We start from the raw sequence: 17484 nt of genomic DNA, 5'->3' as shown, positions 1-17484 counted from the left end.
TCGTCAACCCGCAGGATAGCAGGGTTTTCGCTTGGGTTAGTCAAACGTTTTAGCGTTAATAAAACCCGAAACCAGCAGGCAATCATGGCGAAATAAATGGTTGAAAATCGCGCAATCATGTATATCAGTTGTTTAGGCTCGTGTTTAGCTATCGGAATGGCCAGCCGCCGCCTCGGCGCGCTCGGCATTCCACGCAACGAGCGCCTCATGGACCGCCTTGGCAACATCGGCAGGTATGCCGCGAACTTCCGCGATCTCTTGCTCGCTCGCCGCGCGCAAACGCTTCATCGAGCCAAAATGGCGCATAAGGGCACGTTTTCTGGTGGGTCCCACGCCTGGAACGTCATCGAGTACCGAAACTGTCATGGCTTTATCACGCAACTCACGATGGAATGTGATGGCAAAACGGTGCGATTCATCGCGCACCTGTTTAATTAGATAGAGCGAAGCAGACCCGGTCGGCAGCACGACGGGAGTCTCGTCCCAAGGCACGAAAACCTCCTCATCGGCCTTTGCCAAGCCACAAACTGGTATATCGAGCCCAAGAGCCTCAAGTTGCTTGATCGCAGCGGTCAATTGCGGCTTACCGCCATCGACAACGAGCAAATCGGGGCGCGAGCCAAAGCGCTCGTCGGCCATGCGCTCGGGAGCATAGCGTCGTCCCAAAACCTCGGACATCGACACGAAGTCGTTTGCCTCGTCCAATTCGGCCTGAATTTTAAAACGACGGTACTGGCTCTTGTCGGCGCGTCCGTTGGTAAACACCACCATCGAGGCGACGGTAAAGGTTCCATGCAGCGTCGAGATATCGAAGCACTCGATACGCATCGGCGGCGCCGGCAGCGCCAGCGCGCTTTCGAGCTCCAGGAGCGCTTGATTGGTGCGGTCGTCAGCGTACCCCGTTCGCATCATGTAGCGCATGAGGACATGGCGCGCATTTTTGGATGCCATATCGAGCAAACGGTGCTTTTCGCCACGCTGCGGCCTATGGAGATGGCAGGAACGCTCGCGCTTGCCTGCAAGCCACTCCCCCAGCGCCTCCGCATCCTCAAGCTCGACAGAGAGGTTTATCTCAGCTGGAATATCAGCCGTCTCGTCGTAATAGCGCTTAAGAAAGCCCGACTGGAGCTCTTCCTCGTCAACATCAAAACCCTTGTCAAGAATGAACTCGCAGGTGCGAACTGTTCGGCCCTCACGCACGACAAAGACGCAAGCGGCAGAGATGGTCTCCTCGCGATAGAAACCGATGACATCGATATCGACACTGGAGGGAAAAACGACTTGCTGACGGTCGTCCAGACCCCTGATGACCTCCAAACGACGCTTGACGCGTGCCGCGCGCTCAAAATCGAGTGCCTCGGCGGCATCCGCCATCTCGGAAGTCAGCTCGTCGACGACATCCTTGCGATGGCCCGACAAAAAGCGCTCGACACGCTTGACGTTCTTGGCATAGTCTGCCGGGGAAATCGCGCCGACACACGCACCCGGGCCGCGCCCGACATGGTAGTCAAAGCAGGGGCGCCCGTTTTGTGCGCAAATCATATTGACGATGTCTTCCTCGCCCTTGTGGGACTCGATGATACGGCGACAACGACGCCACTCCGCACAGGATGCAGAGCAGATGGGGATAACCTTGCGCAGCGTATCTATCGTCTCACGTGCCGCACGGCTATCGGTATAGGGTCCAAAATAGCGCGTTCCCGGCTTATGACGCTCACGCGTGTATTTGATAGCGGGATACAGGTCGCCCTTTGTAATGGCGATAAAGGGGTAGCTCTTGTCATCCTTGAGGTCGACGTTAAAGTACGGATGGTACTGGCCGATCAGGTTGCGCTCGAGTACAAGCGCCTCATGCTCGGTTTCGACAACGATGTAGTCAAAGCTCGCCACCAGCTGCATCATCAGCGGGATCTTTTGACGCTCATCCTGCAGCGTCACGTACTGGCGCATACGGGAACGCAGGTTTTTCGCCTTGCCAACGTAGATGACATCGCCCCTGGCATCTTTCCAAAGGTAACATCCGGGCTGCGTGGGAACGCGCGAAACCTGCTCGGCGAGTGTTGGAATGTTGTCGTGACCGGCCACACGCACCTACTTGCGACGAAGCAGCGCCGAGACCTCGGGCATCTTAAGGACGACGGCAAGGCCAAAGGTAACAGCAAGCGAGACGACACCCGCAACGCAAACGTAGCCAAGAGTAATCAGAATCGAGCCGCCAAGTGCCCCGACAAAGTGCTCAAGCGCCCACATGACGCCGGCGCCTGCGGCAGCACCCAGGCCACCGAGCAAAAGGCCAAAGAAACCGCCATGCAGGATAGATTTGACCTGAAGGCCACGCAGACGACGACGCAGCCACCATAGCGAACATCCGACCAAGATCACGTAGTCGACGACATACGAAAGCGCGATTGCCGGCATACCGAAGCCCAGCACAACGCCAAACAGCAGAACCGAGCCGGCCTGGCCGATGGCGGAATACAGGCAATAGCGGCTATAGGGCTTCATGTCGAGCAAGGCAGAGAAGCTCTTCTGCATCAACACGACCACGCCGTAGAGCGGCAGCGAGAACGCCAGGTAGACAAGGAACTCGGACACCAGCGCCACGCCGGATTCATCGAACTTGCCAGCACAGTAGATCATGTTGAGCGGACGTGCGAAGACAATCAGGTACAGCGCGAACGGAATCAGGAAGAACAGCATCTGGGCGACGCCACGCGAAATGCCCGTGCGAACGCTGTCGTAATCCTTCTCCTGTGCGTCGTGAGAGAGCTCGGTATAGAGCGCCGTCGAAAGCGAGGCGGCAATCAGCGCGTAGGGCAGCGTGTACCACAGGCGCGCATAGGCGATGACGGAAGGACCAGTCTCGGGCTGGACCACCAGCGCGGCAGCGTTGGTGATAGAAGTCGAGACAAACATGCACACCGTGGCGAGCAGCGTCGGGATACCGAGCGCAATCGTCTGGCGCAGTGCGGGGTCCTTAAAGTCGATATGGATATGGGGATGCACGCCGTGCTTGCCAAGCGCGGGGATCTGACATGCCATCTGAACAAAGACACCGAGGGTCGTACCGGCCGCAATCAAGATGATGCCGGCACGTTCGCCAAACTGTGCGGACACGGGCGCAAAACCCATAAAGCTCGCAATGACGATCACATTGTTGAGGACCGGGGCAAACGTCGACCAGAAGTAGTCGCGGTGTGCGTTGAGAACGCCCGAGAACACCGAACCCAAACCATAAAACAGAATCTGGATGGCAAAGAAACGGAACATGAACGCAGCGGTATCCATGCTGCCGCCGTCACCCGAAAGGAACGATTGTGTCCAGATAAAGCCCGGGGCGAACACGGTCCCCAGCAACGAAATGCCACCCAGCACCAAAAGCAGAATGCCGAGCAGGTTGCCCACGTACTCGTTCGAGGCCTCGCGACCCTGCTCACGCCTCACGCCCATGTACACGGGCAAAAACGCCGTCACGAGCATGCCACCCATCACGAGTTCGTAGAGCATATTGGGCAGGTTGTTGGCGACCTGATAGGAGGACGAGAGTAGCGACATGCCGATAGCGGCCGCCATTGCCCACGTGCGGATAAAACCGGTGACGCGAGACACGATAGTCAGGATGGTCATAAGCCCGGCGGAACGACCAACCGTGGAGTAGTCCGACGAGCCCATGTCGTCAGTGTCATCTCGCGACGAAGAAGCTTCGGACGAGGGTGTCTGAGGCGCAGATTCTTTTGCAAAATGAGCTCCGCGCTTCAATTCTTCCTGCGGCATCGCTCAGTCCTCTCTCGTAATCGCGGCAACCGTCGCCCCGCAAAATGCAATTAAATCATCGGGTGCAAGCTCGAGCTGATAACCACGCTTGCCTCCCGAAATAAAAATGGTATCCCAAAGGACACACGTCTCATCAATGAGCGTCCGGTAGCGTTTTTTCATACCGACCGGGCTGCAGCCGCCGCGAACGTAGCCAGTCGCCGCAAGCAAATCCTTCACATGCATCATGGCCAAGGACTTCTCCCCCGCGGCACGCGCGGCGGACTTTAGATCGAGCTCGTCGGCAACAGGGATGCAGCACACGACATAGTCGTTGGACGGCGTCACGCAGACCAAAGTCTTAAATCCTTGACCGGGCTCCTCGCCAAGCTGCTCCGAAATCGCGACCCCCAGGCCCACCGACTCATCACCATCGTCTTCGTACGTATGTAGAACATAGGAAATGCCGGCACTTTCCAGCTCGCGCATCACATTGGTTTTTGGCGTCTTTACAGCCTTTGCCATGACATATCCTTTCCCTCGCATTCGGACGCAAGGATTAAGTATATGTCCAATTCGGCTGTATACGTCACTTCGGCACAGCAAGCGCCATCGAATCACAAGGAGTCGATGGCGCCCATAAACTGAATCGCCTATTTATTGAGCATCAAGTTGAGCCTGACGCTCCCGGTCACGCCTGAGCAACGGCGCCAAAAACTTGCCCGTATAACTCTGCGGACAGTCCGCAACCTGCTCCGGTGTGCCCGAAACCACGACGGTTCCGCCGCCGTTACCGCCCTCGGGACCCATATCGATCAGGCGGTCGGCAACCTTGATGACATCAAGGTTGTGCTCAATCACCAGCACCGTGTTGCCCGCATCGACCAAGCGCTGCAGCACATCGAGCAGCTGGCGGACGTCCTCAAAATGAAGACCGGTCGTCGGCTCGTCCAAAATATAGAACGTCTTGCCCGTCTGGCGTCGATGAAGCTCCTTGGCGAGCTTCACACGCTGCGCCTCGCCGCCCGAGAGCGTCGTGGCGGGCTGGCCCAGGCTCACGTAGCCTAAGCCTACATCGTACAGCGTCTGGAGCTTGCGCTTAATCTGCGGGATATTCCCAAAGAAGGCCAGCGCCTCGGTGACGCTCATGTCGAGCACGTCCGAGATGGTCTTGCCACGGTAGGTGACCTCGAGTGTCTCGCGGTTGTAGCGTTTACCGCCGCAAACTTCGCAGGGAACGTAGATATCGGGAAGGAAGTGCATCTCGATCTTGATCTGCCCGTCGCCCTTGCACGCCTCACAGCGCCCGCCACTCACATTAAAGGAGAAACGACCCGGCGAGTAGCCGCGCGCCTTCGACTCCGGCGTACTCGCAAACAGCGCGCGAAGATCATCCCACAGGCCGATATAGGTAGCAGGGTTGGAACGCGGCGTGCGGCCAATCGGCGACTGGTCGATATCGATAACCTTATCGATACACTCGATGCCCTCGATTTTCTTATACGGACCCACGGGGCGCGTCGAGCGGTGAATGGCATTCGTAAGGGCAGGCGCAATGGTGTCGGTAACCAGGGAGCTCTTGCCCGATCCCGACACGCCGGTAACAACCGTAAGCGTACCAAACTCGATCTTGGCGGTAACGTTTTTGAGGTTGTTGGCTCGAGCGCCCGTAATTTTAAGGCAGCCGCGACCGGGCTTGCGCCGTTCATCAGGCACCCGGATCATTCGTTTGCCGGTCAGATAAGCGCCCGTCATCGACTCAGGACACGCCATGATATCGGCAGGCGTTCCCGCCGCGACTACGTGCCCGCCGTTGACGCCGGCGCCGGGCCCCATGTCGATCACGTAGTCGGCGGCACGGATTGTATCCTCGTCGTGTTCGACAACGATAACGGTATTGCCGATATCGCGCAGGCGCTCGAGCGTCTTGATCAGGCGCTCGTTGTCACGCTGATGAAGACCGATCGAGGGCTCGTCCAGAATATAGAGCACGCCCATGAGACCCGCGCCGATCTGCGTTGCCAGGCGAATACGCTGTGCCTCGCCACCGGAAAGCGTCGCCGAGGCACGATCGAGCGTCAGATAGTCAAGTCCGACATCGACCAGAAAGCGTAGGCGCTCCAGGATTTCCTTAACGATGCGCCCGCCGATAAATTGTTGGCGCTCGGTAAGCTCCAAACCCTCAAAAAACTTGAGCGACTCGCGGCACGATAGGCAGCAGACCTCGTAAATGGACTTACCGCCTACGGTAACGGCGAGCATCTCGGGGCGCAAACGAGCGCCGTGGCAACTCGAGCACGGCTCCTCGCGGATGTACTTCTCCAAGCGCGCCTTGGTGTTCTCATTCGTCGTCTCGATATAGCGCTCGTACAGGATATTGCGCACGCCCGAAAACTTGGTATCCCACTGGCTGCGACGTCCGTCGAGCTTTTGGTAGTCGACCGAGATCTTCGTATCGCCCAGGCCATCCAAGAATGCACGACGCACGCGAGGGGGCAAGTCCTCCCACGGCGTATCGGCGCTCACCTTAAAGTGTTTGCAGACCGCAGCAAAAATCTGCGGATAGTAGTTCGAATTGCCAAACAGGCTACCAAAGACTCCATCGGCAATGGACTTCGAGGGATCCTCAATCAGCGCCTCGGCATCAACGGTTTTCTTAAAGCCCAGGCCGTCGCACTCAGGACATGCGCCATAGGGAGCGTTGAACGAAAAATCACGCGGCTGAAGATCGTCAATGGAGTGTCCATGCTCCGGGCACGCCAAGGCCAACGAATACTCCAGAAGCTCGCCCTCGGTTCCCTCGGGAGCATCACGATCGGGCAGCATGTACACGTTTACATTGCCGTGAGCCAGCGCGGTCGCCTGCTCAACAGACTCGGCGATACGGCCAAGAGAGTTCTCACGGATCACGATGCGATCGACCACGACCTCGATATCGTGCTTGAACTTCTTGTCCAGATCGATCGGATCATCGAGCGAGCGCACTTCGCCGTCGACACGCACGCGGCTAAAGCCCTCGGCGCGAAGGTCCTCAAACAGTTTGGTGTACTCGCCTTTTCGCCCACGCACCACCGGTGCCAGCACAAACGCGCGGCGACCCTCCCCCGCCGCCAAGACCTTGTCGGCAACCTGGTCGGTCGTCTGGCGCTCAATGACGCGGCCGCATTCGGGACAGTGCGGGGTGCCCACACGGGCGAACAGCAGGCGCAGATAGTCATAAATCTCGGTTACGGTGCCAACCGTCGAGCGAGGGTTTTTAGACGTCGTCTTTTGGTCGATCGACACCGCCGGCGAAAGGCCGTCGATTGAATCCAAGTCGGGTTTGTCCATCTGGCCCAAGAACTGGCGCGCATAGCTCGAAAGGCTCTCGACGTATCTGCGCTGGCCCTCGGCATAGATGGTGTCAAATGCCAGCGAACTCTTGCCCGAGCCAGAAAGACCGGTAATGACCACGAGTTGGTCACGCGGAATGGAAACATCGATATCACGGAGGTTGTGCTCACGAGCGCCGCGAATAACGATAGAAGAATCAGACATGGAAGCTCCTTGCCTCCTATTGCATCGAATCATACTGTCGATGAGTTTAGCGCACTCGACGCGCACAGATGTTCGTAATACAAGATTCGCAGACCTTTAGCTTTGCGTATCGGGCGCTTTGTTTCTCGAAATGCCGTGGAAAGGTTACAGTAATCTAATACTGAACTTAATTTGCCGTAACAGAGGAACGTCCATGACCGAAGATATCCCCCTTGAAATCACTTCGAGCGACATGGCCAATCTGCCCGTATTCATCGCCGTCCTTATCGTGGCCATCGTCGTGGTGCGCGTATATTTTTCAATCAAACACAATGAAAAGCCGCCCATTGCCCGCGTCTTTTGGTGCGCGACGCTCCTCATCCCGCTCGGCATGGTAGCTGCATGGATTACGAATCAATTGCTCGTAAATGAGGACAATTCCCTATGGGTCCTTTCTTATTCGGCGCTCGGTGCTACCGCCGTCATACTTCTTGTCGAGCCCTTGGTTTCGGGACTTATCGACCAAACCGATCTTGCGACGGGAACGGTTGCCTGTATTTGCCGTGACATCCTTGTCATCGCCGCTGTTTCAGCGCTCTCGTTCGTTTCACTCGAAATTGCCTGTAACGAAACGTTCTATCGCATTCCCGCCAACTCATTCGGGTTTTCCGTCGGGCTGCTCGCGACGGTTCTGCTCTCCCTTTATTTGCTGGGACAGCGTCATGGAGGCGTCATGGCCCTCGTGCCCGTCGCCTGTTGCATCCTTGGCATTGCCGAGCACTTCGTCATAACGTTTAAAGGCGAGGCCATCCTGCCAAGCGATATCTTGGCCCTTGGCACCGCAATGGAAGTGAGCGAGGGATACGCGTTTACCTTTACCGCCGGAATCGTAACCTCTCTAGCCCTGCTGGAGATTTCCCTGGGGCTTCTTTCGCTTATCCGACCGAGAAAGCTCCGTACGCCCACCCACGTCTTCCCCGCAATCGCCGCTAACCTCTGCGCTTTTCTGCTAGTGACCGTTGTGGGGCTCTCGGGCTTTTCCAGCATCGACTTGGAGCAGGCACTGAATTTTGGATTTGACCGTTGGCAGCCCATCACCACGTATGCGTCTCAGGGTTTTATCACTTCGTTCACCGAAATGGTCAACGAGTTGCCCATTGAGAAGCCCGAAGACTATACGCCCGATGAGGCGCAGAGCATCGAGCAGGAGCTCGCCGCCACCTACGACAGCACGTATGGCTCGAGCGAGCAGCGCGCGGCGGCCGTTGCCCAGTTCAATGAAATCAAGCCGACGATTGTTGCCGTCATGAACGAGAGTTTTAGCGACCTTTCGTGCTTTGAGCAGCTCCAGGCGGCCGGGTACACCGGCCCCGCATTCTACAACTCGCTTCCCGACACACTTGTTCGCGGCACCATGCTCGCTTCGGTCGCCGGTGGCGGAACGGCGAACTCCGAATTCGAATTTTTGACCGGAGCGACAACGGCCTTTGTCGGATTAGGCAAAATCCCCTATCAGCTATATCAGATGAATGGCGTCAACAGCCTGGCAAAGGACCTTAAGGAGCTTGGGTATACCGCTACCGCTATGCACCCGCAAAACCCCGTCAACTACCATCGAGATAAAATCTATCAGCAGCTGGGCTTTGGAGACTTTCTTTCAATCGGCGATTTCGAAGGTGCGCCCTGTTACCATGCCGGCGTATGCGACTACGCCACCTACGACAAGATACTCGACCTGCTTAGAACCGACGAAGCCCCGCAGTTCATCTTTGACGTCACGATGCAAAATCACGGCGGCTACGACTATGGCACCGTTCCCGCCGAGGAGCTGACAAACTATTGGGTCGAGGGAGCCAGCGAGGGCGCCAATAGCGCGCTCAACACCTATCTTACCTGCATCAACGCATCCGACCGGGACCTCGAGTACTTTATCAACGAGCTCCGCAATATCGGCAGACCGGTTGTCCTTGTCTTTTTTGGCGACCATCAGCCGAGCGCCGCAACGACTCTCAACGACGAGCTGTACCCTCAGGAAGATACGGCAAGCCACGCTTTCCGTATCTATCAGTCGACATATTTCGTCTGGGCTAACTATGAAATCGCCGGCAATACCGAGCTCAACGTCTACGACACCGTTGGGGCAAACGAGATTGCAGCCATTACCCTTAATAAGATCGGCGCCCCGCTCACCGACTATCAAAAGGCTCTGCTTGCAACAAGGTCAGATGTGCCCACCATCAATGTCGCCGGCTACCTTGGTGCCGACGGGCTGCGCTACGACTTGGAATCTGAAGACAGCCCATACGCCTCGACGATCGACAAGCTGCAGCGCATGCAATACCTCGAGTTCGCCAGCAAAGTTCAGTAAGCCCGCCCATTCGCTTGGACCCATCGTATTGCAAGCACGCTCGGCCCGAATGCATCGCAAATGACTCCCGCTCGCAAACGAGGGTACAATGACGCTCGTGTCATATCACGGGGTCCCGGCCCCAACATATAACAAAGGAGTCATACATGGGTTGCGAGCACGCACAGGCCGCCGGCGGACAAACGTCGCCGTCGCAATTTGAGGAGAATACGCTGTCCGAGGTCAAGCGCGTCATCGCCGTGCTTTCCGGCAAGGGCGGTGTCGGCAAGTCGTTTGTCACCGGTGCCATCGCCACCGAGCTTGCCCGCCACGGTCACAAGGTCGGCGTCCTCGATGCCGACATCACCGGTCCCTCTATCCCCAAGATGTTCGGTATGAGCGGACGCCACGTCCATGCCCTTGGCAACCTTATGCTGCCCGAAATCTCCGAGCACGGCGTCAAGGTCATGAGCTCCAACCTTCTGCTCCAAAACGAGACCGACCCCGTCCTTTGGCGCGGTCCGGTCATCGCAGGCGCCATTAGGCAGTTCTGGAGCGAGACCTCGTGGGGCCCCATCGACTACCTGCTGGTCGACATGCCTCCGGGAACAGGCGACGTCGCGCTCACCGTCTTCCAGTCGCTGCCCGTCGACGGCATCGTCATCGTCACGAGCCCGCAGGACCTGGTCTCGATGATCGTCGCCAAGGCGGTCAACATGGCCGAGAAGATGAACGTCCCCATTCTGGGCATCGTCGAGAACATGAGCTATATCGAGTGCCCCGACTGCGGCAAGAAGATCGAGGTCTTTGGCAAGAGCAAGCTCCCCGAGGTCGCAGAGCGCTACAACCTCGAAATCTTGGGCCAGCTTCCCATCAATCCGTCACTCGCCGAGGCCTGCGATAAGGGCGAGGTCGAGACCGCGCTGCCCGATGGCATGCTGCCCAAGGCCGTCTCTGCCGTCGAGATTATTACCCCGCACGAGACCGACGAGGCCTAAGTGAACACGAGCGCCTTCTATGACGTCCTGGTAATCGGCGGCGGGGCTTCAGGCCTCGCCGCCGCCATTACGGCCGCACGCGCTGGCAAAAGCGTCTGCATCGTTGAGCGCGATGTCGCCTGCGGCCTTAAACTCCTTGCGACCGGCAACGGCCGCTGCAACCTCTCCAACGAATCGATTGATCCACAGCGGTATAACCACCCCGCATTCGTTGAATCCGTTATGGGCCCCCAGCCCGAACAAGAGCTTATGGGTTTCTTCTCCTCGCTGGGCATCATGACAACCTCCGAGGAAGGCCGGCTGTACCCGCGCTCCCTTCGCGCCGAATCGGTGCGCGACGCACTTCTCAATGTTTGCGACCGCCTGGGTATCACCTTAATCTGCGGAGCCAACGTTGCCTCGGCACACAAAGCTTCCGAAGGCTGGGCACTCCAAATAGACCGTCCAGCGCGGGCGCTCAAGGCAAAAAAGCACGACGACCGAAAATCGGAGCTCCGCTCGCTTCGGAAAGCGCTCGCCGATGTCCCTCGCAAGAACGAGGCCCTGGAGGCACATGCCGTAATTATCGCCACGGGTGGCAACCCCACCGGTATCGCCGATACGTTTCGCCTCCCCCTCACTTCGCTGCGCCCCATCCTCTGCCCCGTATCGGCAACGGTCGTCGGCGATCGGGCGGCACTCAAGACGTTGGATGGCCTGCGCGTCCGCGCCCGCTTGACGCTCGCCCGCAATCATAATGAGCTCTGGCACGAAGACGGTGAAGTCCTGTTTCGAACCTTCGGTATCTCGGGCGTCGCTGTCTTCAACCTCTCCCGTCGTATCCAGCGCGGCGATACGATCCTGCTCGACGTTTTCCCCGACCTCTCTAAAGACGAGTTGCTCGATATGCTTAACCGGCGCGTTGAGCTGCTCGGCGGCTTTTCGCCCCGCGATCCCCGTTGGCTCGACGGTATGCTTGCCCCGCAACTCTCCCGCGTCGTCTGCACAGCGTTCGAGCAGTGCCATCCAGGCTCCAACGATGTCATCCACCTGGTCTCGATCCTCAAGCACTTTAAGTTGCTCGTCGAAGGAACCGCCGAGGAGCGCTCGGCGCAGGTCACGCGTGGTGGCATATCTGTCAAGAGCATCTCAACACCCAGTCTACGCGCGCGCAGCGTTGTCGACGCCCCGCTTTACGTCTGCGGCGAAGCGCTCGACATCGACGCCGATTGCGGAGGCTTTAACCTTGCGTGGGCATGGCTCTCGGGCATTCGCGCTGCAAGCAGCCTGTAGCCGCGCAGTCTATAATCAAAAACGCATTCGGGCCGTCTGGGATACCGGACGGCCTCTTTCTTGCCTCTAAGGAGACCTCGATGATCGAAATCACCCAAGTCAACGCGTCGCTCGATGAAGCCGGCGATGAAAATGCCTGCCTCATTGTTGGCAAGCGAGTCGCCAAGCGCGTCCTACGTTGCAAGGACTCCGAGATCAAGTCCATCGAGCTCCACCGCAAGTCAATCGACGCTCGCAAAAAACGAGACGTCCATTTTATCCTGAGCTTTCGTGTTGAGCTGACCAGTCCCCACCTCGAGCGAGAGGCGGTCGACAGCGTTTCCGAACGTGACCGCTCGCACGTACGCGCGATAGATGACGATGAGCCTTCATTCCCCTTCCCCGTTTCCGGCGCACCCAAAGAGCGCCCCGTCGTCATCGGTGCCGGATGCGCCGGCCTTTTCGCCGCACTCACCCTTGCCGAAGCAGGTCTTAAGCCCTTGCTCATCGAGCGCGGCGACCCGGCATTTCGCCGCTCGCATGCGATCGACCTCTTTCTAAAGGAGCGCATCCTCGACCCCGAGAGTAATATCCAGTTTGGCCTGGGCGGCGCGGGGACCTTCTCGGACGGCAAGCTCAATACAGGAACAAAAAATCCCGCCCATCGCCTTATCCTCGAAACCTTCGTCGAGGCGGGTGCGCCCCGCGATATTCTGTGGGATGCCAAGCCGCACATTGGCTCCGACATCCTTCCCACGGTTGTCACCGCTATATCCCAGCGCATCGAGCAGCTCGGAGGTGTCGTCCGTTATCGAACAAAGCTCGTCGACATTCACATCGACGCGTCTGGCGCCATTACCGGTATTGATGTCCAATCGTCCCAAGACGCCGCTTGCGAGCCAATCGAGACAAAGCACCTCATCCTCGCCTGCGGGCATTCTGCTCGCGATATTTTTGAGCTCCTTAAGGACCACAACGTGGCCCTCGCACAAAAGACCTTTGCCATGGGCGTTCGCATCGAGCATCCGCAGCGCGACATCGACCGAGCCCAATATGGAGCCTCGGCGGGGCATCCTGCCCTCGGAGCAGCCCCCTACAAGCTCGTCGCCCATCTTCCCAACGGCCGCAGCGTGTTCTCGTTTTGCATGTGCCCCGGCGGGCAGGTTGTCGCCGCCTCTTCCGAGCAGGGCCACCTGTGCGTCAACGGCGCCAGCCTCAATGCCCGCGACGGACGCAACGCAAACGCCGCCCTGCTCGTTAACGTCACGCCTGAGGACCTTCCCAACGATGACCCGCTCGCCGGCATCGAGCTCCAGCGTGCCTGCGAGGCGGCCGCCTATCGCCTGGGTGGTTCCAACTGGAACGCACCGGCACAACTCGTCGGAGATTTCCTCGCAGGACGCGCCAGCAAGGCGCCCGGAAAGGTAAAGCCCACCTATCCGCTCGGTGTGACCTGGACGGCAATTGACGAAGCCCTGCCGCAGCATATCGTCGAGTCGCTCCGCCTGGGACTTCCCCTACTCGGAAAAAAGCTACGAGGCTACGACCGCCCCGATGCCGTTCTTACCGGCGTGGAGACTCGTTCGAGCTCACCGGTTACTGTCACCCGAGACCGAACGTGCCATGCCGTGTCGACCCCGGGCCTCTACCCTTGCGGTGAGGGAGCTGGATATGCCGGCGGCATCATGAGCGCGGCCACCGACGGCATTCGTTGTGCCGAAGCCCTGATCGCAGACCTCTAGCGCACGAATTCCAGCACGCAAAAGACACAGGCCCCGAGCTCCACAGGGAACTCGGGGCCTGTTCGCTATTTCTTAAACCGTGCACCCTGGCGTTTTCTGCCCGATGCGAACGTGGAACCCTTGCGGGCCTGCGAACGTAAGCGCTCGATCGTCTCGTCCTCAGACGCACCCTCGAGCATCGCCCGAATCTGAACGACGGCATCGCGCAGGCGCGCCGCCTCCTCAAAGTCCATGGCGGCAGAAGCGTTGCGCATATCCTCTTCCATGGTTTCGACGATCCGCACAAGCTCGTCATGCGGCAGTTCTTCCAACTGCTCCGCAAGCGTCTGCTCGGGTGCCACCGTTTCCGGCACGCCGCCCTCGCCCGACTCATCGGGCGTATAGAATGCACCATGGCCAAGAGAGTCGCCCTTCGAGCGTCCCTTGGAACCCACGGTTTTTTCGGCCTCGGCAATAAAACTTGAGATGTCGTTGATGGCCTTGCGCACCGTCTTGGGCACGATGCCATGCTCTTCGTTATATGCCATCTGAATCTCGCGACGGCGCTGCGTCTCTTCGATGGCCTCCTTCATCGAATCGGTCACAACGTCCGCATACATGATGACTTCGCCATCGGCGTTACGGGCCGCGCGGCCAATCGTCTGAATCAGCGAACGGCGGTTGCGCAAGAAGCCTTCCTTATCGGCATCGAGAATTGCCACCAGTGAGACCTCGGGAAGATCCAGGCCCTCACGAAGCAGGTTGATGCCAACGAGAACATCGATCTTGCCCTCGCGCAGCGTTCGCAGGATCTCGACACGGTCCATTGTCGCCGTATCAGAGTGCATGTAATTGACCTTAATGCCCGCGTCGAGCAGATGGTCGGTCAGGTCCTCGGCCATGCGCTTGGTCAACGTGGTCACCAGCACGCGCTCCTTGCGGGCAACGCGCTCGCGAATCTCGTCCTCAAGATCGTCAATCTGGCCGCGTACTGGACGCACGTCAATCTTGGGGTCGAGCAGGCCGGTCGGACGAATAATCTGCTCCACGTCGTTTTGGCTCACCCGCAGCTCGTAGTCGCCCGGCGTGGCCGAAACATAGATAAACTGGGGTATCCTTGCCTCAAACTCATCGAAACGAAGCGGGCGGTTATCGAGCGCGGAGGGCAGGCGAAAACCGTGTTCCACCAGCGTCACCTTACGCGAGCGGTCACCTTCGTGCATGCCGCGAATCTGCGGCACCGTCACATGGCTCTCATCGATGATGCAGAGCATATCCTTGGGAAAGTAATCGATTAGGGTAAACGGCGGCTCACCCGGTTTGCGACCGTCCAGATGACGCGAGTAGTTCTCGATGCCGTTGCAAAAGCCCATCGTCTCGAGCATCTCAAGATCATAATCGGTGCGCTGCTGCAGACGCTGCGCCTCGAGCAACTTGTCGGTCGCCTTGAGCTCCGCCACGCGCTTCTCGCACTCTTCGCTGATCGATTTCAGAGCCGCCTTGACCTTCGGCTTCTCGGTCACGTAGTGCGATGCCGGCCATACGGGGATGGCCTCGTACTCACGAAGCATCTCACCGGTGACCTCATCGATCTCGGCAATCAGCTCGACCTCGTCGCCAAAGAACTCAAACCGCAACGGATGCTCGGCATAAGGCGGATACACGTCGACAACATCGCCGCGCACGCGGAACGTGCCGCGTGCCAGGTCATAGTCATTGCGATCATATTGAATGTCGATAAGTGCATGGATAAAGTCATCGCGCTCGAGCGGCACCTTCTTGTCGACGTTTGGAGCCAGACCCGCATAGTCCTCAGGAGAGCCAATGCCATAGATACACGAGACCGATGCGACAACGATCACATCGCGTCGAGAGAGCAGCGATGCGGTCGCCTGATGTCGCAGCATCTCAACCTCTTCGTTAATCGAGGAGTCTTTCTCGATATATGTATCGCTTTGCGGCACATACGCCTCGGGCTGATAGTAGTCGTAGTACGAGACGAAGTAGACCACAGCGTTGTTGGGAAAGAACTCTTTGAGCTCGCTCGCAAGCTGAGCGGCGAGCGTTTTATTCGGAGCCATGACCAGCGTCGGCTTTCCCAGGGCCTCAATAGTCTTTGCCATCGTGAAGGTCTTGCCCGAACCAGTCACGCCCAGCAAAACCTGATAGCGGTCTCCGTCCCTCACGCCCTGCACAAGCGACTCAATGGCCTTAGGCTGGGAACCGGCAGGCTCATAGGGAGACACGACCTTAAACGGCACGTCAGAGCCTTCAACGCCAAAGCGCTTAAGTTCACCACCAACGCGTTCTACTTCAAATTCCGCCATGGATACTCCTAACTCATACATCTGCAGTATACGCAGGCGGCAGGCATAGTCCTATACGAACCGATCGGGATAGATGGTCTTGTAGCGAGCCCAGGCATTATTGACACGAATCAGATACGCCTGCGTCTCGGGAAAGGTGATTGCATTATGAAGCGACGTACCCTGCTGCGCCCATCCGTCGACATTGCCCATACCGGCGTTATAGGCAGCAATGGCACTGTCAGTCGACCCGTTAAAATACGCTAGAAGATACGAAAGATACGCACAGCCAAACTCGATATTCGTAGCCGGATCGTTAAGGTTGTCGGCCGAATACTCGCCACCGTCGACAAGGCCCTTGGCGATCATATCCTGGGCAGTCTCGGGCATCAGCTGCATCAATCCCTGAGCACCCTGATTCGACTCGGCCTCGGAATCCCAATTCGATTCAGACTTAATGACAGCGCACACCAGATACGGATCCAGATTATGCGAAATACTGGATTGCTTTACATACGCCTCGTAGTCAATCGGATACAGCGGCTTAAAGAAAGCGGCAGGAGCATACGAGTAAACGAGTGAGATAAGGCCGAAGGCAAAAACGGCAGCCAGCGGTATAAGGCGATACCACGTAAGGAAACGTGTCTTAGGCATCGGCCTCCTCCTTTTCCACTACATCCCCGAACCCATGGCGCGAAAGCCATGCGTCCAGTTGTTCAAAGAGCGAGTTATCGTCTGCCGCATTGTCAATCACAGTTGTAGCGAGATTGCACAGCGCAGACTCTTCGGGCTGGCAAGCAGAACGGGCATCGAAATCAGATGGCTCCATGCCACGTTGAATAGCGCGCTCGCGACGAACTGACAAAGGGGCGCTGATGACCAAAATTTCATCAGCCAAGCCAAATGCATCCTCAAAACCAGTCGGAGCAGAAACCTCGACCACCGCAAAAGGATAACGGGGAGATGAAACCGTACAACAAACCGGATCGAGAATCCTAAGCGAAAGCTGTTCAATCAGAATGGGATGCACGATGTCATTGAGCCGTGCGACCGAATCAGGAGAAGCGAAAGCTCGAGAAGCGAGGATGCCGCGGCGAATGCCGCCTTCCTCATCCAAAATGTCCCAACCGAATTCATCCGCGAGTGTATTGACGATATCAGAGCCCGGCACATACAGCGATTTTGCAAGCTCATCCAGATCGATAAGCATAGCGCCACGAGATTCGAAATAGCGGCAGGCAGTCGACTTACCCGAAGCAATATTGCCCAAGACAAATACGGTAAACATCAAGCCCTCCCTAACGCCAATGCGAGTAATTATCGCTCAAATACACTAGATGGACTCAAAATACAGCCAAACAGTAAGAGCACATACGGGGGAGCTAGGTCCCAAAGTACAACGTGTATACAACGCAAAAAAGGGGGAGGCCGCGAGGCCTCCCCCTTCTCAGTTCAAGCGTACGGCTCGGTGCCGTCCACCGGTCAGCGGCGCCCTGGCCTCCCACGGGCTGACCCCGCAGTACTCTCGGCGCGATGGGGCTTAGCTTCCGGGTTCGGAACGGGACCGGGCGTGCCCCCCATGCTCTGGCCGC

The 17484-nt window shown here is 57.9% G+C and carries 11 protein-coding genes and 1 rRNA gene; 4 read left to right on the top strand and 8 right to left on the bottom strand.

Annotated elements, in window-relative coordinates:
• Nucleotides 1–144: 144 nt before the first annotated feature.
• The 4 genes from uvrC to uvrA all read right to left on the bottom strand — a co-directional run bounded on the left by uvrC (nt 145) and on the right by uvrA (nt 7290).
• On the bottom strand, nt 145–2085 hold the full coding sequence (gene uvrC / locus AAAX77_RS08710) for an excinuclease ABC subunit UvrC (protein WP_349105868.1): 1941 nt from the start codon (nt 2083–2085) through the stop codon (nt 145–147).
• 6 nt (nt 2086–2091) lie between these two features.
• Complete coding sequence (murJ, locus tag AAAX77_RS08705) at nt 2092–3774, bottom strand: murein biosynthesis integral membrane protein MurJ (protein ID WP_349105866.1); 1683 nt, start codon at nt 3772–3774, stop codon at nt 2092–2094.
• 3 nt (nt 3775–3777) lie between these two features.
• Nucleotides 3778–4278, bottom strand: a complete 501-nt coding sequence (gene ybaK, locus AAAX77_RS08700; protein ID WP_349105865.1) for a Cys-tRNA(Pro) deacylase — start codon at nt 4276–4278, stop codon at nt 3778–3780.
• A 132-nt stretch (nt 4279–4410) separates the two neighbouring features.
• A complete protein-coding gene (gene uvrA / locus AAAX77_RS08695) occupies nt 4411–7290 on the bottom strand; it encodes an excinuclease ABC subunit UvrA (protein ID WP_349105863.1) in 2880 nt (959 codons plus the stop codon).
• A gap of 193 nt (nt 7291–7483) precedes the next feature.
• On the opposite strand from uvrA, the gene AAAX77_RS08690 reads away from it, so the two are divergent.
• From AAAX77_RS08690 to AAAX77_RS08675, 4 genes are all read left to right on the top strand, one after another.
• Complete coding sequence (locus AAAX77_RS08690; RefSeq protein WP_349105862.1) at nt 7484–9637, top strand: LTA synthase family protein; 2154 nt, start codon at nt 7484–7486, stop codon at nt 9635–9637.
• A gap of 146 nt (nt 9638–9783) precedes the next feature.
• Nucleotides 9784–10614, top strand: a complete 831-nt coding sequence (locus tag AAAX77_RS08685) for an Mrp/NBP35 family ATP-binding protein (RefSeq protein ID WP_271730892.1) — start codon at nt 9784–9786, stop codon at nt 10612–10614.
• Entirely contained in the window at nt 10615–11886 is a 1272-nt protein-coding gene (locus AAAX77_RS08680) for an NAD(P)/FAD-dependent oxidoreductase (RefSeq protein WP_349105861.1), read from the top strand.
• Between the two features lie 80 nt (nt 11887–11966).
• Entirely contained in the window at nt 11967–13607 is a 1641-nt protein-coding gene (locus tag AAAX77_RS08675; protein WP_349105858.1) for an FAD-dependent protein, read from the top strand.
• Nucleotides 13608–13672: 65 nt separating this feature from the next.
• Here the strand turns inward: AAAX77_RS08675 and uvrB are convergent, their stop codons facing one another.
• The 4 genes from uvrB to rrf form a co-directional block, all read right to left on the bottom strand.
• Nucleotides 13673–15913 carry an excinuclease ABC subunit UvrB gene (gene uvrB, locus AAAX77_RS08670; RefSeq protein WP_035138903.1) on the bottom strand — a complete coding sequence of 747 codons (2241 nt, stop codon included), beginning with the start codon at nt 15911–15913 and terminating at the stop codon, nt 13673–13675.
• Between the two features lie 51 nt (nt 15914–15964).
• Nucleotides 15965–16546: a lytic transglycosylase domain-containing protein gene (locus AAAX77_RS08665; RefSeq protein WP_349105856.1), complete on the bottom strand. Its 582-nt coding sequence runs from the start codon at nt 16544–16546 to the stop codon at nt 15965–15967.
• Nucleotides 16539–17180 (bottom strand): dephospho-CoA kinase, encoded by a 642-nt coding sequence (coaE, locus tag AAAX77_RS08660; protein ID WP_349105854.1) that lies wholly within the window; start codon nt 17178–17180, stop codon nt 16539–16541. The genes AAAX77_RS08665 and coaE overlap by 8 nt, the downstream gene beginning before the upstream one ends.
• Nucleotides 17181–17372: 192 nt before the next feature.
• Nucleotides 17373–17484, bottom strand: a 5S ribosomal RNA gene (gene rrf / locus AAAX77_RS08655); the annotation flags it as partial.

This window comes from Collinsella sp. CLA-ER-H6 (assembly GCF_040092305.1).
Lineage (GTDB): Bacteria > Actinomycetota > Coriobacteriia > Coriobacteriales > Coriobacteriaceae > Collinsella.
This window is presented reverse-complemented; position numbering and strand designations above follow the sequence as displayed.

Excerpts from the sequence above, each read along its gene's own strand:
- AAAX77_RS08675 (WP_349105858.1), top strand. The coding sequence starts at position 11,967 with ATGATCGAAATCACCCAAGTCAACGCGTCGCTCGATGAAGCCGGCGAT.
- uvrA (WP_349105863.1), bottom strand. The coding sequence starts at position 7,290 with ATGTCTGATTCTTCTATCGTTATTCGCGGCGCTCGTGAGCACAACCTC.
- AAAX77_RS08685 (WP_271730892.1), top strand. The coding sequence starts at position 9,784 with ATGGGTTGCGAGCACGCACAGGCCGCCGGCGGACAAACGTCGCCGTCG.
- ybaK (WP_349105865.1), bottom strand. The coding sequence starts at position 4,278 with ATGGCAAAGGCTGTAAAGACGCCAAAAACCAATGTGATGCGCGAGCTG.
- coaE (WP_349105854.1), bottom strand. The coding sequence starts at position 17,180 with ATGTTTACCGTATTTGTCTTGGGCAATATTGCTTCGGGTAAGTCGACT.
- AAAX77_RS08665 (WP_349105856.1), bottom strand. The coding sequence starts at position 16,546 with ATGCCTAAGACACGTTTCCTTACGTGGTATCGCCTTATACCGCTGGCT.
- murJ (WP_349105866.1), bottom strand. The coding sequence starts at position 3,774 with ATGCCGCAGGAAGAATTGAAGCGCGGAGCTCATTTTGCAAAAGAATCT.
- AAAX77_RS08690 (WP_349105862.1), top strand. The coding sequence starts at position 7,484 with ATGACCGAAGATATCCCCCTTGAAATCACTTCGAGCGACATGGCCAAT.
- uvrB (WP_035138903.1), bottom strand. The coding sequence starts at position 15,913 with ATGGCGGAATTTGAAGTAGAACGCGTTGGTGGTGAACTTAAGCGCTTT.